General features: G+C 59.7%; 13 protein-coding genes and 1 pseudogene. 8 read left to right on the top strand and 6 right to left on the bottom strand.

Going from position 1 to position 18,055, the window contains the following annotated elements:
* Positions 1 to 127: 127 nt before the first annotated feature.
* Positions 128 to 283, bottom strand: a complete 156-nt coding sequence (locus NL528_RS30045) for a hypothetical protein (protein WP_309177988.1) — start codon at positions 281 to 283, stop codon at positions 128 to 130.
* A gap of 517 nt (positions 284 to 800) precedes the next feature.
* Here NL528_RS30045 and NL528_RS30050 point away from each other — a divergent pair.
* Together NL528_RS30050 and NL528_RS30055 are read left to right on the top strand one after the other, a co-directional pair.
* Entirely contained in the window at positions 801 to 968 is a 168-nt protein-coding gene (locus NL528_RS30050) for a hypothetical protein (protein WP_309177989.1), read from the top strand.
* 395 nt (positions 969 to 1,363) lie between these two features.
* Positions 1,364 to 1,528, top strand: coding sequence for a hypothetical protein (locus NL528_RS30055; RefSeq protein WP_309177990.1), 165 nt, complete (start codon positions 1,364 to 1,366; stop codon positions 1,526 to 1,528).
* Between the two features lie 735 nt (positions 1,529 to 2,263).
* On the opposite strand, the gene NL528_RS30060 is transcribed toward NL528_RS30055, so the two are convergent.
* Entirely contained in the window at positions 2,264 to 4,159 is a 1,896-nt protein-coding gene (locus tag NL528_RS30060) for an alkaline phosphatase family protein (RefSeq protein WP_309177991.1), read from the bottom strand.
* Positions 4,160 to 5,771: 1,612 nt separating this feature from the next.
* A complete protein-coding gene (locus NL528_RS30065) occupies positions 5,772 to 7,058 on the bottom strand; it encodes an IS256 family transposase (protein WP_309177801.1) in 1,287 nt (428 codons plus the stop codon).
* A gap of 151 nt (positions 7,059 to 7,209) precedes the next feature.
* Here NL528_RS30065 and NL528_RS30070 point away from each other — a divergent pair, with 151 nt between their 5' ends.
* Both NL528_RS30070 and NL528_RS30075 read left to right on the top strand, forming a co-directional pair.
* Complete coding sequence (locus NL528_RS30070) at positions 7,210 to 8,004, top strand: outer membrane beta-barrel protein (protein WP_309185069.1); 795 nt, start codon at positions 7,210 to 7,212, stop codon at positions 8,002 to 8,004.
* Positions 8,005 to 8,256: 252 nt separating this feature from the next.
* Positions 8,257 to 8,403: a hypothetical protein gene (locus tag NL528_RS30075; protein WP_309177992.1), complete on the top strand. Its 147-nt coding sequence runs from the start codon at positions 8,257 to 8,259 to the stop codon at positions 8,401 to 8,403.
* Positions 8,404 to 8,438: 35 nt separating this feature from the next.
* Here the strand turns inward: NL528_RS30075 and NL528_RS30080 are convergent, their stop codons facing one another.
* From NL528_RS30080 to NL528_RS30090, 3 genes are all read right to left on the bottom strand, one after another.
* Positions 8,439 to 11,771: an adenylate/guanylate cyclase domain-containing protein gene (locus NL528_RS30080; protein WP_309177993.1), complete on the bottom strand. Its 3,333-nt coding sequence runs from the start codon at positions 11,769 to 11,771 to the stop codon at positions 8,439 to 8,441.
* Positions 11,772 to 12,438: 667 nt separating this feature from the next.
* Positions 12,439 to 12,720 carry a hypothetical protein gene (locus NL528_RS30085; RefSeq protein ID WP_309177994.1) on the bottom strand — a complete coding sequence of 94 codons (282 nt, stop codon included), beginning with the start codon at positions 12,718 to 12,720 and terminating at the stop codon, positions 12,439 to 12,441.
* A gap of 329 nt (positions 12,721 to 13,049) precedes the next feature.
* Positions 13,050 to 13,808, bottom strand: coding sequence for a sulfite exporter TauE/SafE family protein (locus NL528_RS30090; protein ID WP_309177995.1), 759 nt, complete (start codon positions 13,806 to 13,808; stop codon positions 13,050 to 13,052).
* Positions 13,809 to 14,228: 420 nt separating this feature from the next.
* Here NL528_RS30090 and NL528_RS30095 point away from each other — a divergent pair, with 420 nt between their 5' ends.
* The 4 genes and pseudogenes from NL528_RS30095 to NL528_RS30110 all read left to right on the top strand — a co-directional run bounded on the left by NL528_RS30095 (position 14,229) and on the right by NL528_RS30110 (position 17,847).
* Entirely contained in the window at positions 14,229 to 14,723 is a 495-nt protein-coding gene (locus NL528_RS30095; RefSeq protein ID WP_309177996.1) for a hypothetical protein, read from the top strand.
* A 1,136-nt stretch (positions 14,724 to 15,859) separates the two neighbouring features.
* Positions 15,860 to 16,636, top strand: coding sequence for an aldolase/citrate lyase family protein (locus NL528_RS30100; protein WP_309177997.1), 777 nt, complete (start codon positions 15,860 to 15,862; stop codon positions 16,634 to 16,636).
* Positions 16,637 to 16,688: 52 nt separating this feature from the next.
* Positions 16,689 to 16,947: pseudogene (locus NL528_RS30105) on the top strand (cupin domain-containing protein); the annotation flags it as partial.
* A 120-nt stretch (positions 16,948 to 17,067) separates the two neighbouring features.
* On the top strand, positions 17,068 to 17,847 hold the full coding sequence (locus NL528_RS30110) for an acyltransferase (RefSeq protein ID WP_309177998.1): 780 nt from the start codon (positions 17,068 to 17,070) through the stop codon (positions 17,845 to 17,847).
* Positions 17,848 to 18,055 lie beyond the last annotated feature (208 nt).

Raw genomic sequence — 18,055 nt, forward strand, 5'->3', positions numbered from 1 at the left:
AGGATGGCGTCGAGATATATCCTTGGCGCGCTGGCCCGTTATCGATGGCGTGGCGCTCGGTCCAGCAAATCGCGTCAAGAATGCCAGCAGGCTCGCAGCGGCATTACCGTCATCGCCATGTCTTCGTTCACTGCAGCCAATCCTTGCAGAGCATGATCCCGACCATGATCATCGAACCGGCTGCGACCACCACCGAGCAGATCCCCGGCAACTCTTCGAGGACAGCGAGAACGGCTGCCCGCCCCCTATGGTTTCGCGCGAAGCGCCAGCTTGCCACACCCATTCGGAAACTCCGTTTGGCCCCAGTAGCGAGTTCTAACAACGCGAAGCAGCTCGCCAGCAATCTGCCAATTCGGGTGCCACCTGCGACCACACCGGCACCCGTGCTCTGGCTGCTGTCCGACAGCGGGCGCAATATAGGCGATTTGAAGCAGAGGTTCTGTGCTTGAACTGCAACTCTCGGTTTTTCAAATATGACTGCAAAATGGCCGTTGATGGGTCGCTTTTGGGCTCCGGAACCTGCAAAGCAAGCTTGCTCCAGGGCGGTCAATATTGGCGATTGGAGATGCCGTTTGCTGGGGCATGAGTTCCGTTAGTGGCACAAAGCAGACGTGCTGAGGGCCAGCGCAGATGTCCGCTTCTGGGCGTAGTGCGGACATCGCAAGCCCGTCGCGCGCGTCGCGTCATCACGACCGACGACGACAACAGCGGCGTGACTAGGATCACAGTCGGGGCGAGAGCGCTGCGCCAGTGTGGCCGCACCAGCGACGATGGTCCGCGCTGTTTGGATGGAGACAAACATGAGCCAGAGCAACGACACTCCGAAGCCCACCGCGCTCGAAGATCATCGCCCACTCGCGGATAGCGAGTTGGATGCGGTGAGCGGCGGCACGGCGGACACAGCAGCCCCCAAACTTTTGGAGGCTTGCTGCAAGGGAACTCACATCCCCAACGTTATCATCGAGTAGGCTTGATGATCGCCCGCTCGATGATGCCGAGTTGAATGCGGTTACGGGCGGGCTGGCTTACGAAGAAGTCACGTTCGAATACACGGAACGGACGCTAGGTGGGCCAGACACGTACCCCGCCTTTTGATCTCGTCCCTGAGCCAAGGCGACCGATAGCGCACGGCATCACGTCATCACCACGCGCACCATCACCACGGCGGAGACAAACCTGTGTGATCCCAAATCGGTTAGGCGACGGGACGCAGCGCACACCAAGGGGCGGCAGGCGAAGCCAGAACCGCAATAAACGGTCCTACAGCGCGCCCAATAACCGTGATCCGCATCACGATTGATTTCGATCTGTAGCGCTATTTTGCAGATCGAGGGATCAGCCCTCCAAACAATAGGAGAGAGCGATGACCATCAACAGCACAATCGAAGCTTTGAGCGAAGCCAAACTCGACCTCGCCGCCGGTGGAATGCGTGAACTGATCGATACGGAACTCGACGCCGTGTGTGGAGGGGTCTCCGATCTCGGCAAATACATCACCAAAGCTGTGGATGACGCTATCTCAGCCTGATGACCGGACTAGTTACCTCATGCTCGATGAAGCGTTGTGACGTGTAAGCCCATGCACAGTGGGTGACTCCACGTTGGGGGGCCTTCGCCTTCGGGAATCTCGTCGCACAGGCGAACAATGCCACGCAGGTTGGTTTGGCCCTCGGCGGCACCTCCGTATAACGCGCGTAACGCCAGCGTCGCACGGGTGCTCAGTCAGGCAAACGTCAGCACGATTGCCTAAGTCACGGGCGTGGCTGACGCGTACGGCGAAGTCGTGTGGTCCTGACGCCCCGACGCTGTGAAGCGATCCGCATGGCGACGGTGGCAACAAAGCCCGTTCACCGGGGAGAGCGCACCGTAAAACCATTGCGCAGGGAAGGTCGGATTGCCTCCGCTGAACCTGTATGCTCGTGTGCGTTTTCCTTTGTGCACTTTGCACACGAGACCGCGGGTGCAGCGCGCATCCCGGCTTTCCCTGCGCCCTCTTGTTCTCCTGGAGGGTGAAAACCGACGCAACGCTCGGGCGCATCGCGCCGCGAGAATGCGAACGCACATCCTCTCGCTGTTTGACAATTGAATCCGAAATCTCACGGCGCGGAAGCCGACGTATCCAAATGGTCGCCGCGTTCTTCCAATCAGGGCCAAAGCTGAAGTCATCGGGCATCAAGGCGAGGTCGGCTTTGGTCCCGATCAAACATTTGGGGCCGGCAAACGTGCCGGCCCCAATCCTGTTTGGCTTATTCGCGTCGATAGACTACCTGGAGCGCTGGTCGCCGCCCCGATCATGATCGTGATCACGGTCGAAATCGAACATATCGAACAGGTCTCCGATTGCCGGCATGTTGACGGGAACATAGGGATTGTCATCGTCGGCGCGCGGATTGGGCAGGTTGTCGCGGCTGCGCTCGCTGAGCTTGCCGAGATACCAATTCCGCTCGACGAATTTCACAAAGGACGAGTGTTCTCCATAGACGTGGGTGATGTGACCGCGCCGTGAGAACGGCGAAACCGCAATCATCGGAATGCGCGGCCCGGTGCCGAAGAAATCGACCGGTTGGATGAAGCCGGAGTCATAGTATCCGCCTCCCTCATCGACGGTGACAAAAATCGCCGTACTTTCCCATTGCTCCTTGTTGCCTTGGGCAAGTCCGATAATGTTCTTGGTGAACTCCTCGAACAGATTGAACTTCGATGATGCCGGATGGCCGTCCATGGCGCCGTCCGGCTTGACGTATGACACCGCCGGCAACGTGCCGTTCTTGAGATCCTGGAAGAGATCGGTGACGTCACGCATATGGTCGGCACGCATCGCCGGATAGTTCACCTGATATTCAAACGGGTTGCAGATGTTGCAATAGATTCCGTCGAGCGGAGCGCCCGTCCCGGAAACATTGTAACTGCCACCGTAATACTTCCATGGGATGTGTTTTGCGCTCAAGAGATCGCCGATGCTTGTCATGGTGACCGGCGGAACGGCACCGGCCGGACTCGGCGTGCCTTGCGGCGTCCAGGCCGGGTTGACGTTCACCGCGTTGTAATAGTGGCCGGGATCGCATTTCGCCTGCACCGGGTAGGGTAGCTTGCCGAGGTAATCCAGGATTGCCTTCACCCCTGGCTGCGTCGAGTCGGAGCAATTGAACCACTGCTTCCGCGCCGTGTACTGGTTGAGCGTATTGGAGAGCGGGTCGGGATTGTAGAAGGTGTTGGAAGGCGGCGTCGCAGCGTTGCCCCGGCCGTCGCCAAAAAAGACCTGATCGGCAAAGCCCAGCGGTACGCTGTCAGGCCCGGTCCCGCCCATCACCGGCTGATGATAGTTGTCGCTCATGGTGTATTCGTCGGCGAGGAATTTCAGATAGGGCACATCGTTCTTCTGCATGTTGAAAAACGCCATCGTCTGGCCGGTATCGTGTGCTGCGGCACCGGGCGGGGTCGAGTAGGTGGTCGTGACGAACGATTGCAGATCGTGCAGGCAGCCGGTCGGATTGCCCCGGGTGACGTGCTCCTTGTCGATCGCGCAATCCATCTGCTGGTACATCTGGAAGAACTGGTGGATGGTGTCGGCGGTATAGGCGTCATAGGGCATGGTCGGGCCGGTCAACTGGAACGGCCCGGGCGGCAGGTTGTTGACGTTGGTAATGCGCGTATCCGGGCCTAGCTTGGTTGGCAGACCCGTGCCGCCGGTTCCGAACAGGAATTGGTCGCTCGCGGGGAGACCTGGATCGCCGCCCGGCAGGCCGAGAATGCCAGCCGCTGGCGAGTTTTGTACGCCGCCGAGGTCAGGCGCAGGCAGCGTTGAATACAATGCCTTTTTGGCGGATCCTGCGCTGATGAAATAACTTGCGCCATTCGGCGCCGACGTGATCTGAAACTGATGCGCCCTGTCGAATTTTTCGTCAGGCGTGCCGTCGGCCTTGACGATGTGTTCGGACAGCAGGTTCAACACCGTTTCATTGTCCGACTTCGGCACGTAGGTGGCAAACAGGTGGTCAAAGCTGCGATTTTCGCCGACGATAATGATGACATGCTTGATCGGCGACGCGGTCTTGACGGGATTATTCGCGTCCTCCGCGTGAACACTTTGCGTAAGCGCAACGGCCGCCATGGAAACGCCGAGCAGCCAGAACCTGCGCGCAAGCGCTGTTTTCAGCATAGCTTTCTCCTGTTGGATTTTGAAAGTAACGGGAACGGGAGCTCGTTCTTATTCTGCGACGATGACACGCATGTTCCGATTGCGTGACACAACCAAAAATGTTCGTCGGACGAGATCGCCACCGGGCGACACACTGGCGGCATGATGTTGGCCAAGGCTGATGCCAAGGCTTGATGCCGAGGCTTGATAACAACCGCGAGATGCGCTGATAGCGTCTGAAATGGTCTGGACGTATAACTAGACGGGCCTTCGCTTGCTGGCGTTCGAAGTGAGTGCGATCAAGCGATCCGCCAAAAAGCGGTTTGCCCCGGGGAACAGACATTCTCCGGGCCGCGGGCATGAGATTTTAGGGGGAGTTCGATTTTCGACTTTTGCAACACTATCTGCCAATAGGCGACACGGCGTGTTATTCGATTACCTCGTCGGCTCGGGCAAGCAACGTTGGGGGATCTCCAGGCGGAGACCTTTCGCTGTTTTTGGATTGACGATGAAGTTGTATTTCGTTGCTTGATGTTGGCCCAGCGTGAGCCAAGCTGGCAACAATACCAGTCGCGACGCGATCGCTGATTGCTCCTGGTATTGGAATTGTCTCGGTTGTCGTCTTGAGCGCAAGCGCCAGCCCGTTCCCGACACAGAGGATCAAATCGGGCTACCGACGATGGGGAAACCTGCCAGCCCAAAAAGAGTCAGGCGTCGGCGGGCTGTTATGAATCCTCTCGCTACTCGCCAACAATCTCGACGCGGTTGTCTCGTCATAACCAGCCCCAAGTCGGCACAAAAAAGGCCGCAGCCAACTCTGCGACCTTTCGTTGTCCGGGACTTCAGCGTCGCCCCTCGCGATCACCAGTATGCGGGGCGAACAAAGCGCCGGTACCGGGGACCGTAGTAGGCGGGAGCATAGTAACTCGACCTGTATCCGCCGTAATATGCGGGGGCGTAGCCGTAGTTATAGTACGCCGGGGCGTACCCGCCGTAATAAGCCGGGGCATAGCCGCCATAATAGCCGTAACCCGGTCCGCCATAGTAGCCGTAACCAGGGCCATACGCGTAGGCACTGGAGGCTATGCCACCGATCACCGCGCCAGCAATTAGTCCGCCCGCGAGACCGGGACCCCAACCCCAACCACCCCGCCAAGCCTGAGCTGGTGACGGGGCCGCCAAGGCAGTGACACCGATGGTGGCAGCGGTCGCTAACGCCAATACTGCTTTCTTCATGTCCAAAGCCTCCGTTTTTCCCGGAACTTCAACCGGCAGTCCGGCCATAGGTTCCCGCGACCGTCGTTTGCGAAAGGGCTGCCCTGAAATTTAATATTGATGCACGGTTTGGGAAAGCAACAGCATCATGAGTCGGCCATCTCATGGCGCGCAGTGCGGCTTTCAATTGGCAGCCGTGTGAAAGGTCAGCAGTCCTGACGTGCCATTTTCCAGTCATATTTGAAAAACGGGTTGTTGCATTAAAGGTACGCAATCTCAGGGCTCAGTCGCATAGGTTGTAGACGGAATTGGAATTGAGCGAATGTCTGCAACAAAGTTATCGGCGGTCGCGAGGTGCATTTAGGAATTGCCCCGTGCTCTGTTGAACTTTATGAAGCGGTCGTTGCCGTGAATGACGTTAAGCGGCCTTCGCAGTTTGGACAAGAGCGCGATTGTTGGTCTCCTTTTCGTAGTGAGCGGCCAGCGCGACCCGCAGGGCAGGAAGTTGCTTGTAGGCTTTGAGCCTACGAAAGCCTTTCTTTGCTTCGTTCATGGCCGCAGCGGTCCAGCGCAAAGCCATCGAGGACGAACTCCAGCGCTTCACATTGCGGGTGACGCGACGCACGGTCCCCATCATATTTTCGATGATGTTGGTGCAGGCCAGCGAGCGCCGCAATTCCGCCGGAAGACCGAGCCTGCTCACTGTGAGGATTTCATCCAATCCCTCGAGGAGGCTTTTTGAGACGCCAGGCGCGTCGCGCTCGAGGCGCTGGGCGAGATTGCGGATCAGCTTCTCCGCCTTCGCCGCATCGTTGAGTTCCCAAGCTTGGCGCAACGCACGCCGGACCGATGCATGCAGAGCGGGAGATAGACGCTCCATGATGTTCCGGGCCTTGTGGATCTGGCAGCGCTGGATTGGCGTGTGGCTCCCGAAGCTATGCCGGATCGCCTTGGCGAGCGCCTTCGAGCCGTCGATGATAAACAAGCGCGGCACCGCTGGATCGAGGCCCCGCTCGATCAGGTCGTCGATCAATGCCTGCACCACAGCACTGTGCTCAGTTGCCCCCTCCATCAGTCCAAGCGGGTGCTTGAAGCCCTCGCTATCGATCCCGAGCGCAGCCACCAGCACGAGATGCTCACTGATGTGGATGCCGTCGATCTGCACCACCATGATGTCGAGGCCGGACAGATCCGCACCCATCCATTCCTTCATGCGCGCAGCCGACAACGCCACGAAGTGCCGCGAAGCTGCCGACTTCGATACTCCGGCCCCCGCTGGCGCGGGAACATCGCCCTCGGGAAGCCGCACCGCTCGGCGGAATTTCCGCGTCGATACGTTGATCAGCATCAGGTTCATCGCCCACTTGCCAAGCCAGTCCTCCGCGACCGCACGCTCCCAACTCGGCAGTGCCAGTTCATGGCCCTCGACGTCGCGCACGCGGGGCCGCTCAACCGCCACCTTACCGGCGTGGAAGCCGATCTTGCCCTGGGTTCGGCCCCAGCGATAACCGCGCCGGCCATCGCTGCGGGCATGGCGAGCCCCGCAAGCCTGCTCGGCGTCCTGTTCCATCATGGTTCCGAGCGCCTCGATCCCGGCCGTCAGACAGAATCGATCAAAGCTGACCGAAACCGCGTCCCAAGCTTTGTCCACAGCCCCCATTCCTGTCGGAGGCAAAGCGGTTAATGGTGTGATAGCTTTCATCATGGCGTTGCTTTCCTTTCGTGGAATCAGCACCCCGAGCCTACCGGCTCAAGGCGAGCAACGCCGCTCCTCCTATTTCAACATTCCCCGGGGCAATTCCGGTGCATTTATCGTTTCAGATAGATCACCACAGGCGACGGAGATGGAGAAACACATGAAAAAATTCTTGCTGGCCACGGTCGGTTTAGTGGCACTGGGAATGGCCGCCCCCGCGTCGGCGGCTGATCTGGCTGCGCGTCCCTACACCAAGGCGCCACCCCCCCCGGTGGTTGCTATCTACGATTGGAGTGGCTTCTACATCGGCGCCAACGGCGGTTGGGGATCGAGCCACAAGTGCTGGGATATTACGAACTTCCCCGGCGCAACTGTCGTGCCCATCTTCCGTGAAGGTTGTCACGATGCGACCGGCGGAGTGGTTGGCGGCCAGATTGGCTACCGTTGGCAGAGCGCCGGTTGGGTGTTCGGTCTCGAAGCGCAGGGCGACTGGGCGGATTTGAAGGGATCTAATGTTAGCGGTTTCATTCCCGCCTGGACTAACAATTCCAAGATTGAAGCGTTCGGCTTGTTCACCGGCCAGGTCGGGTATGCCTGGAACAACGTCCTTTGGTATGTGAAGGGCGGCGCCGCCGTGACCGACGACAAATACCGAGGTACGGTGACCGCCACAGGCGCGCTGTTCGATTCGGCGAGTGAAACACGCTGGGGTGGTGCCGTCGGAACGGGACTCGAATTCGGATTCGCACCGAATTGGTCGGTTGCGGTCGAGTACGATCACCTGTTCATGGGTAACCATAGTCGCAGCTTCACGTCGACAGGTGTTTTGGGTGCCGCTGTCATACCGGTCGGCGGCGTATTCCGCACTGACTCTATCCACCAAGATGTGGACCTCATCACCGCTCGCATCAACTACCGCTTCAACTGGGGTGGTCCGGTCGTCGGGAAGTACTGATTTTCTCGAAATCCCGGCAACTCAAGCCCCGGCATCGCCGGGGCTTTTTGTACTCGCGTTAGCGGAATTATAGATCGCGCGGATGTCGCAGTTGGGGTCAAAACCGGAAAAGCTCAACGGGAGCATATGTTTTCCGCTCTGCCCCCAACAACGGACATAGGGCGGCCACGGCGGCATGTCCGAGTTGTGCCACTTCCGGACTCATGCACCGCGGCAAATTGCGTCGTATTCGATCACCTCGTCGGCACAAGCATGCGCGGGCTCGAGCTGCAGCAAATGCTGACGCGGGTGCGCGCCAAAATCGTCGCCTCGTCCAAGTCGAAGCAGGTGCCGTGGTCGAACTCGTCGCTGCTGGCGAGGTTTATCTGGCGGAGAAGTGAGGCAGTACGGATGGAATAGCGGAAGCACGCTTGAAAAGAGAATGGCCAGCCTGGCTAACGCCTATGCCTGAGCAACTTCTCCGCTTCTTCCATTTCGGGGAGATCTCGCCCTGCATCGAAATCGGCGAGGACCGGCGCGAGCATCGCAGATACGGCCGCCGCACGACCATCCTTGATATAAAGGCGCGAAAGTCCAACTGCGCTGCGCAATTCGAACGTCTTCGTCTGTTGGCTTCGGGCGATTTCAAGGGCCTTATTGAGAGCATCTTCGGCGCTAGAAGGGTTCTGCGGCTCGCGACGCAACAAGATCTCACCCTGGACACGATGCAGTTCGGCATCCAGCCAACGCTGGCCGGATTTTTGGGTCCAGGCGATCAACTCGCGCAAAATTTCCAGCCCAGTCTCGAATTGCCCTGCCGCAGCATTCGCTACGGCAACCTGCTTCCCCCAAAACGGCTCACAAAGGTAGCAGTCATTTTCGTGCAGTAAGGTCCAGCCTCGGCGCATTTCCGCAAGTCCACCCTCTCGGTCGCCGGCACGCCACTTTGCCAGACCGTTTAGGTAGGTGCCGGCGGCCACATACAAGGGCATCGAGTGCTCGCGGGCGAGGCCCAACGCAAGGATTGTCTCTGTTTGTTGCAACGGGCCCCCACATAGTCCGTCGAAGACGGCCCTATGAACGAGCGCATTGGCTTGAGAGAGTGCTCGCTTTTCTCCTGACGCGCTCACCGCTTGTGCGGCGAGCCGGTGCGATCGATCAATCTTCCCAATCGGCCAAAGCACCAGCGCAAGAAACCTCATGATAACGAACGGCAGGTCCAGTGTCGACGCCCTGAAGGTCTCTGGATTCGGCTCGGCACCGTAGATCGCGAGTGCCCGCTCAAGATGCATTCTCGCGTTCAAGTAATCGCCACCGAACCAGCAGGTCACCCCGTTTGTCCAATGTGCGACCACTGCAGCCACCGGCGATTCCGGTCGTCGGTTGGCGGCGCTCATTATTGCATCCGCCAATTCCCGCATCGGCGCGATCTCGCCGTGAGTCAGGCAGGCATTGAACAGCCCCGAATGGATCGGCGCCAGTTCGACCGGATCGTTGATGTCAGCCGCTAGCTGTCGGGCGCGCGTCCATGCGGCCACCGTTTGGGGCGCGCTGTGTCCAAGGCTGCCCCGCAGCGCGCGGCCATATGCGATTTGAAGATGCAGCCGGTTCATGATCCGGCCCGGCTCATCAGGCAGCTCATCGGCGATCGCAACCGCCTTGCCGAGATGTCCGATTGCCTCGGAATATGCCGAGCGTTTCAGCGCCTGCTGACCCGCCTTACGCCACCACTCGAGGGCTATTCCGCTCAGCCCGGCTTCAGTGAAGTGGTATGCTAGGACTTCCGGCTCGATCTCGGCGATGACCGGAAACTTATCGCGCAGGACATCGCCAATCTGCTTATGGAGCAGTTGCCGGCGACTCTTGAGCAGGCTCTCGTAAGCCGCTTCCTGAACGAGCGCATGCTTGAAGCTGTAGCTTGATTCTGGCGGCGTCCCGCGGCGCAATAGCAGTTCGGCCTCCTCGAGCTGCCCCAGCGCGGCGCTCAGCGTCAGATCATCGCGCCCCGCCACACAACGCAACAGCGTGTATGAGAAGTCGCGGCCAATGGCAGCGCCAATCTGTGCCACCTCCTTGACCGGCGCGAGCCGGTCGAGCCGCGCCATAAGCGAGTCCTGCAGTGTCGCGGGAATGGCGAGCGGCGGGAGCGGACTATCGAGGCGATAGCGCCCGGCATCTTCCACGAGTAGTCCGGACTCCAGCACCATCTTGGTCAATTCCTCGACGAATAGCGGGATACCATCCGTCCTCTCGATGATCTGCATCATCATTTCGCCTGGCAGCTGTCGACCGACGGTCACCTGCTCGACCAGAGCGCGCGTGTCCTGCCGGTCAAGCCGATCGAGCCGCAGCAGGCTGACGTTGGGAAGACCGGCCCAGGGCGGCTCGAACTCGGGCCGACAGGTCATGAGCGCGAGTATCGGCAGCCCCCTGACCCGGTCGACCGCGAGATCGAACAGCTCAAGCGTCGTGGCATCGGCCCAATGCATGTCCTCGCAGACGATCAGCACTGGTTGCTGCCGTGCCAAACCCTCAAGCTGGTCGAGAAGGGCGGCGAATGTCTGCCGCCGCTGCTGCACCGGATTCAAGCCGAGCGGCGGATAGCGCTCGCCAGTTGCGATCGAAAGGAGAGCGGCAATGAGCGGCGTCGCTTTAGCCACCTGCTGCGTTCCAAGCGCAAGCATTGCTTCAAGCTTGTCGAGCTTTTCCTCGGGCGTGTCCTGTGACCTGATGCCGGCAGCGCGCTCCAGTTGAGCGATAAAGGGATGAAGCGCACTGTTGGTGTGGTAGGGCGAGCACTGATAGCGCACCCGACGGTGCGCTCCCAACGCAGGGTTCTCGGAGAGCGTTGCAACAAGGCGCGATTTGCCGATCCCGGCCTCGCCAGAAATCAACACCACTTGGCCCTGGCCCTGCCACGCCAGCTGCTGGCGCGAGAGTGCGAATTCGATCTCTGCCTTGCGGCCGACAAAGCCAATCGAGCGCGCGGTTCGCACCGCCTCGAAGCGGCTCTCCGATGCGGCTCCACCTTCGACCGCCCAGACCGCGATGGACTCGGAGATGCCCTTGACCTCACGGCGGCCGAGGCTGCGAAAAGTGAATAAATCGCCAAGCAGCGCGCGCGTCGAAGCAGCAACGACGACCGCCCCCGGCTCCGCCAGGCTCTGGAGACGGGCAGCGACATTCGGTGTATCGCCGACCATTGCCTGCTCTTCTGACGCGCCTCCGCTGATGAGGTCACCAACCACCACCAGCCCGCTCGCGATGGCGATCCTCACCTCAACCTGTTCTTGCGCGCGCGTTTCGAGCGGCCTTATTGCGGCGATGATGTCGAGCCCCGCTCGCACTGCGCGCTCCGCGTCATCCTCATGTGCGCGGGGATAGCCGAAATAGGCGAGTATTCCGTCGCCCAGAAACCTGGCGATAATGCCGTCATAAGTGGCAATGACCCTCGCGCACGCGGTCCGATAGGAACGGATCACCTCCCACATGTCCTCGGGATCGAGGCGCGCCGAAAGCGCGGTCGAGCCCACAAGATCACAGAACATTACAGTGAGGTGGCGTCGCTCGGCATCATGCCGAAGAGCCGGCTCGGCAACCAGTTCTGCTTGATTGAGTTCAGAGATCACGCGCAGCATTTTACGTCGATGGCCGAGCAGGACCCCGAGCCTATCGAAGTCCTGGTCCGTCAGTTCGGCAAGGACACCAAGATCGATCCCGTTCTCGGCAAAACGCAACGCGTATTGCCCAAGCCCAAGCTTCTCGAGCCAGTCCGCAATCTGTTGCATTGGCACCACCGACTGTCTGGTTGGCGGCCAGCCTAATTTTGGACCACGGTAACAAAAAAATTATCCCAATATTTCCCGGATGGCACGTCTTGTTTGCGGCAATTCGGCGCGGCTGGCCCTCGACTTTTTTAACGGGGTGCTCAGTACAAATGTCCGCTACTCGAGAGAGTATTTGCAGGATGCAGAACGGCTGGATTGCTGTACGCGCCCACTCGACAGCAAGGTCGAACCCACTCGCAGCGTTGAAAAAATTCAGACTGATATGAACACCACGACTGATTGAGCGGATCCATGAGCCGGCGACATAAGACTCACGGAGACCTGCGTTGCATCAATCTTCGGCCAACGAATCATGACCCGCTATTAGGTATTACGTTACTCCGGAAAATTTTATTTGAACCTTGAACGTCGTGACGATTCCTCCAGGGGCGAGAGCATGTCATGACGATGTGAGGAGTTTCACACCGTCGTGCATTTGCCGGTGTTAGAAATTCAGTATTACGGTGACACCCGTTAGCCACCCATTAGCCGGCCGCTGGTCAAGGGCGCGGAGCATTTTTTTTGGCAGCACTGGCTGCCAAGTTTTCTCATTGTCGCTTTCAGCTGCCGTGTTCGATCGCGTCGCCGCCGACGCCAACGCGCTTCGCTAAGGAAAGCCTTGCCACTATCAGCAACGCTGACCGTTCATGGCACAAATTTGGGTCGTGGTATTGTTTACACGGTCCCTTGAGATTTGCTCCAAAACACCCCTCTGTCCTGCCGGATCAGGATTCGGTCCCGGACAAACACGGATATTCGGATGAGAGAGCAAATACCGCGTTTCTGCTTCCGGGTTAGGTTGCTGCGGGAACCTGACGCAGTTTCTGGCGGGATCATATTGCTGGGCCTGAACTTGGATCGGCGCAATCAGCGTAGCGATAGTGAAGCTTAGAAATGCAAGACGTTTCATCGCAAAGCTCCTTCGACTTGATCGTCACGAGGCTGCTCTGAAATCAAAGCAACCCCATCTTTAATCCCAAGCGCAGGCAGGCTTTGTGAAGTACGCCACACGGTACGGGTCATTGGGCTCTCACAGCTACGTGAGGGCGTGATAAGACCACTGTTCGTGGCCGCAGGGAATTTCGGTGACAGTGCGCTAAATCCCGTGGGCCGGTCAGATGATAGGCGCGCTGCCAAGAACCGACATGGTCGACCTAACCTGTCAGGTCCGCTAATGCCAAAAGCAGACATGGCGAGCAGGTCGGCTATTGAGCCAAAGCAGGCATTTGCAATTTGAATTTAGGCCAGATAGCCGGAAACACCGTCCCATAATAATTTCAAGGCCGTCACGACCAGCAATCCGTAGCAGGCCCGAAAAATCTGCTGCCGGTCCAGCCTTCCGTGAAGCCGCCAACCGAGCCATACGCCGGCGGGAATGGCGAGCAGGCTGGCCGCCATCAATATCCAGACGTTGCCCTCCGGCCTCACCAACAACAACCACGGCACCGCCTTGATCGCATTGCCGACGGTAAAGAACAGGCTCGTCGTTCCCGCATAGACTTCCTTGCTGAGGCCAAGCGGCAGCAGATACATCGCAAGCGGCGGTCCACCGGAATGCGCAACCATGGTCGTGACGCCCGAGGCGAGACCGGCGGCGACTGCCTTCGGCGACGAACGCGGAGCGACCGTCGCTTCCGAACCTCCGACAAGCCACAGACCGACAAAGACCAAGGTGATCACCGCCATCACGATCGCGACGGCACGATGGTCCAGCACGCGGAACAGCAGATAGCCGAGCCCGATGCCGACCACGAGTCCCGGCAACAGCCGCGCAAGGTCCGGCCTGGACCATGTCGATGGCTTCCAGTAGCGAAGCGCGAACAGGTCCATCGCGATGAACAATGGCGCCAGCAGGCCGCCGGCTGTCACCGGGTCCATCACCATCGACAGCAAGGGAATGCCGACGATGGAGAATCCGCCGCCAAAAGCGCCCTTCATGAAGCAAATCAGGAATACGCCGGCGAAAACAATCAGGATCGTGGTGGCCGTCAGCTCCATGGCTCATCTCCTTGCTCCGCGGAATGCGGCGCCGCAGGCGCAAGCGCTGGTTGATCTCGGCCTCGTGCCTGTTGCTCGCAGAATCTTTGCAGATACTCAGTACAATCGGTACAATATGACTGCATTAGCTATAATGATCCGACTTGTGTATCGGTTCAAGTAAAACATTGTCATCGGTGCAATTATGCGACAGCCGAACGCCCTAGCCACAGACGACAATTCCGGGAAGCCGCCCTCATTGGCGGCGCCTTTCGTTTCGCGCACGCCCTCCGTCGGCTGAAGGCTCCAGCACGATCAGCATTGCACAGATCACTCTCGGCAATTTGATTGGATGTTGCTCGTCATCTTATTGACTGGGCGACTTCCTCCCCCAACTCGGGGCCAGGCTGCTTTTTCGAACGGATGCAACAAGGAGCGCACATGTCCACGATTCATCTCCATCGGACGACAATTTTGACGCCGGAGCAATTTGTCGCCGGGCTTACCGACTTCGGGCCTGGCCGCTCGAAGCTGTTTTCCAACAGTGCAGACGGGTACCTCAAAGTGCATCACCGAAGCCACTCGCAGGCCGACGTCACGGAAGGCTCGGGCGGAGTCTGGGAGCGTTTACACTACGACTGGTCCGATCCAGGTCACGTGGTTCTCACGACGACCGACTCCAACCTGTGGGGCGGCGCGTCCGGCCACGCCTACACCTTTACACGCCGACCCGACGGCACCACCGACATTGACGTGGTCGTCGTCCGCGAGGGCAAGAACCTGAGGGGATGGATCCTCGGTTTCGTGCTCGGAACCATCGGCAAGGGTGTGCTGGAAAAGGCGTTTGAAAATTCGGTCAAGGCTATCCAAACCCGGAACGGCGCGGTTGTGCCGAGCGGTCCGTCAGGTCGACCGGCGCTTGCTGCAATTCGATAGCTGCCGAACGAATTGGTTTAGGTGCTTGGCCTTCCAAGGTTGAAGCATCGATATCGTCTGTGACGCAAACGTGAAAGGCCGTCAGCCTAGATTGACGAATTACGGCGACAGTGCACTTTACTCTGTTCTGCACTTTAGTCTGTTCAGTGCGTCGTGCTTCCTGTCACCCCACAATTCTTTCAAGCCGAAATCGCTAAACACGAACTGCGTCGCCTCGCACGCAAGCGAAATCTCGCCATCCGGCCGCGACAAAACAACGCGACGGGCAAATCACCCAAATCCTGTCCAGCCCTCCCGCGAAAAATATTCCGCTTTCGCCGTCGGGCAAATCAGTGGTTTAGCTCCGCGTGTCTCACCCGATGAGAGGGGCGGGTCGCGATCGTCACGAACGCGCGGTGGGATGCGGTGGACGCAGATGCTGCGACTGACGAGCGTGGCTGACGCGTACGGCGAAGTCGTGTGGTCCTGACGCCCCGATGCTGGCGTCAAGTCGTGTGGAGCGATCCGCATGGCGACGGTGGCAACAAAGCCCGTTCACCGGGGAGAGCACGCTATAAGCCGTAAAACCATTGCGCAGGGAAGGCCGGGTGTTCTCCGCTGAACCTGTTTGCTCGTGTGCGCTTTCCTTTGTGCACTTTGCACACGAGACCGCGGGTGCAGCGCGCATCCGGCTTTCCCTGCGCCCTCTTGTTCTCCTCGAGGGTGAAAATCGACGCAAAGCTCGGGCGCATCGCGCCGCGAGAATGCGGACACACATCCTCTCGCTGTTTGACAATTGAATCCGAAATCTAACCCCGTCATTGCGAGGAGCGCAAGCGACGAAGCAACCTATGCTTCAGCAAGCCGAGAAATGGATTGCTTCGCTTCGCTCGCAATGACGCGGAGAGAGCGACGCGCATCCTCTCGCAGTTCGACAATTGAATCCGAAATCTCACCCCGTCATTGCGAGCGAAGCGAAGCAATCCATGCCTCAGCGAGCGGATAGATGGATTGCTTCGTCGCTGCGCCTCCTCGCAATGACGCGGGGAGCGGGTAGCTCCGTTAACACCGGCGCATGATGTGCTATCCTGCGCGGCGCGCCTCGCGCGGACCCGCTGGGCTCCAATCCGCCCTACCCGCCGAACGGAGTTTTGCATTTGACCTCCGCACCCCTCCCCCTCAACCGTCTGCGCAAGGAATGGCGCGAGAAGCGGCCGACCTTCGGCGCGATTGCGACCATCCCCAGCATCCAGACCGTGCAGATCATGGCGCGTTCGGGGCTCGACTGGATCATCGTCGACCTCGAACACGGCCCGATCGATCTGGGCTCCGCGCATGCGATGATCACAGCGACCGCGGGCACGCCCTGCGTACCGTGGGTGCGGATTGCCGCCAACGAGCCCTGGCTTGCGAAAGCGCCCATGGATCTCGGCGCGCTCGGCATCAATTTTCCGATGATCTGCAGCCGCGCCGATGCCGAAAAGGCGGTGCGCAGCGTGCGCTATCCGCCGAAGGGCGACCGTCTGTGGGGCCCGTTCCACGCCCCGTTCCGCTGGGGCGTCTCGATGGCCGATTACATGGCAGCCGCGGACGACGACATGATCTGCGGGATCACCATCGAGCATGTCGAGGCGGTCGAGCGCATCGACGAGATCATGGCTGTCCCCGGCATCGACCTTGCGGTGATCGGACCCGGCGATCTCGCCACCTCGATCAACAAGCGCGGCCTGCCCGATGATCCCCAGGTGGTCGCACTGATGAAGCGGGCGGAGGAAGGCATTTTGAAAAGCGGCGTGCCGATCGGCGGCGTCGCGCGCACCGCCGAACAGGCCAATGCGATGATCGATCGCGGCTATCTGGCGCTGGCGCTCGGCTTCGACTGGTCGCTGTTTCAACGTGGCATCGCGGCAAGTTTTGCGGGGATCAAGCGCTGAACGCCGCCTCGCCTGCTTCTCCCGCGCCGCGTGCGCTGCTAGGCTCTTTCCCATTGGAAGGATTGCCGAAATCCCCGTGGGCAGTAGCGCCGGACGTCATACCCATCCGGGCGTCGAAATGGGGTATCTGCTGGAAGGCGAAGCCGAACTCATCGTCGAGGGCAGACCGGACCAGCATCTAAAGGCCGGGGGAGTCCTATATGATACCGGCCGGCACGGTGCATGACGCCAAAGTTCATGGCGACAAGGCATTGAAAGTGCTTGGGGTTTATGTCGTGGACAAGACCAAGCCGTTGGCCTCGCCGGCGCCGCAGACCAGAACCATCTGGCGTCAAGCCGGCTGGTTCGTGCTAGATCAGGGGCTGGCGTACTGCTGTTGGGCGCGCCGGGCTATTTTTTTGATTTATGTATAGCGAGAACTCGAGCGGAGCATGCGCGGAACGATCCGAAAAATAACAATCCCGCGCCGCCTCGTTGCCGACCTCATGCACGCATCGATTCGCGTGCCTTTTGTCTCGCTGGCGCGTCCGCTCAATATTCGTAACCTGATCGAGGTTCGCGCGCAGCTTCAGCGGCCGCCGGGGTGGGCGGCGATCTTCGTCAAGGCATTTGCGCTGGTGGCGCAAGACGAACCCGCTCTGCGCACGCTCTATGTCAAATGGCCCTACGCCCGCCTCTACGAACTGCCGCGCAGCATTGCCATGGTAACGATCGCGCGGGTGGAAGACGGCCAGGATTGCGTGTTGCTGCAAAAGGTCAACGCGCCCGACGAAGCGCCGCTGACCGAGGTCGATGCCGAACTCCGGCACGCCAAGGAAGCGCCGGTCGACGAGGTGCCGGCGTTCCGGAAGATGCTGCTGGCGACCCGGCTGCCGCTGCTGGTTCGCCGTCTGCTCTGGTGGATCGGCCTCAATTGGGCCCGCCAGCGCGCCAACTATTTCGGCAGCTTCGGTGTGACCTCGGTGGCGGCTTTCGGCCCGGGTGAATTGTATGCGCTGGGCCCGGGACCCTTTGTGCTCAGCTACGGCGTGGTGAAGCCGGACCAGACCGTCGACGTCATATTGCGCTGGGACCACCGGATTACCGACGCCGCCCTCATGGCCAGGGCGCTGACCCGGCTGGAACAGGTGCTGAACACCGAAATATCCGGCGAATTACGCGCCATTCGCCAGCAAACCGAGCCCAAATCGGTCCGGGCGGTCGCGACCTGACGGCCTCTTGGCCGTCATTCCGGGATAGTCCGCAGGACCAGACCTCAGATGCGCAATTGCGCATCGGGGAATCTCGAGATTCCGGGTTCGATGCTGCGCATCGCCCCGGAATGACGACCAGGGAACCCGGGTCTCTTTCGTTGACAAGACATCCGTTTCTCCCTTAGAACCCGCTTGCTCGCGGGCCGGTTTCGGCCCGCGTTGCGTT

This window comes from Bradyrhizobium sp. Ash2021, assembly GCF_031202265.1.
Taxonomy (GTDB): Bacteria; Pseudomonadota; Alphaproteobacteria; order Rhizobiales; family Xanthobacteraceae; genus Bradyrhizobium.

Coding starts and splice junctions, on each gene's coding strand:
- NL528_RS30080 (WP_309177993.1), bottom strand. CDS start 11,771: ATGCAACAGATTGCGGACTGGCTCGAGAAGCTTGGGCTTGGGCAATAC.
- NL528_RS30075 (WP_309177992.1), top strand. CDS start 8,257: ATGCGCGGGCTCGAGCTGCAGCAAATGCTGACGCGGGTGCGCGCCAAA.
- NL528_RS30050 (WP_309177989.1), top strand. CDS start 801: ATGAGCCAGAGCAACGACACTCCGAAGCCCACCGCGCTCGAAGATCAT.
- NL528_RS30055 (WP_309177990.1), top strand. CDS start 1,364: ATGACCATCAACAGCACAATCGAAGCTTTGAGCGAAGCCAAACTCGAC.
- NL528_RS30090 (WP_309177995.1), bottom strand. CDS start 13,808: ATGGAGCTGACGGCCACCACGATCCTGATTGTTTTCGCCGGCGTATTC.
- NL528_RS30060 (WP_309177991.1), bottom strand. CDS start 4,159: ATGCTGAAAACAGCGCTTGCGCGCAGGTTCTGGCTGCTCGGCGTTTCC.
- NL528_RS30110 (WP_309177998.1), top strand. CDS start 17,068: ATGCGCGGAACGATCCGAAAAATAACAATCCCGCGCCGCCTCGTTGCC.
- NL528_RS30065 (WP_309177801.1), bottom strand. CDS start 7,058: ATGATGAAAGCTATCACACCATTAACCGCTTTGCCTCCGACAGGAATG.
- NL528_RS30085 (WP_309177994.1), bottom strand. CDS start 12,720: ATGAAACGTCTTGCATTTCTAAGCTTCACTATCGCTACGCTGATTGCG.
- NL528_RS30045 (WP_309177988.1), bottom strand. CDS start 283: ATGGGTGTGGCAAGCTGGCGCTTCGCGCGAAACCATAGGGGGCGGGCA.
- NL528_RS30070 (WP_309185069.1), top strand. CDS start 7,210: ATGAAAAAATTCTTGCTGGCCACGGTCGGTTTAGTGGCACTGGGAATG.
- NL528_RS30095 (WP_309177996.1), top strand. CDS start 14,229: ATGTCCACGATTCATCTCCATCGGACGACAATTTTGACGCCGGAGCAA.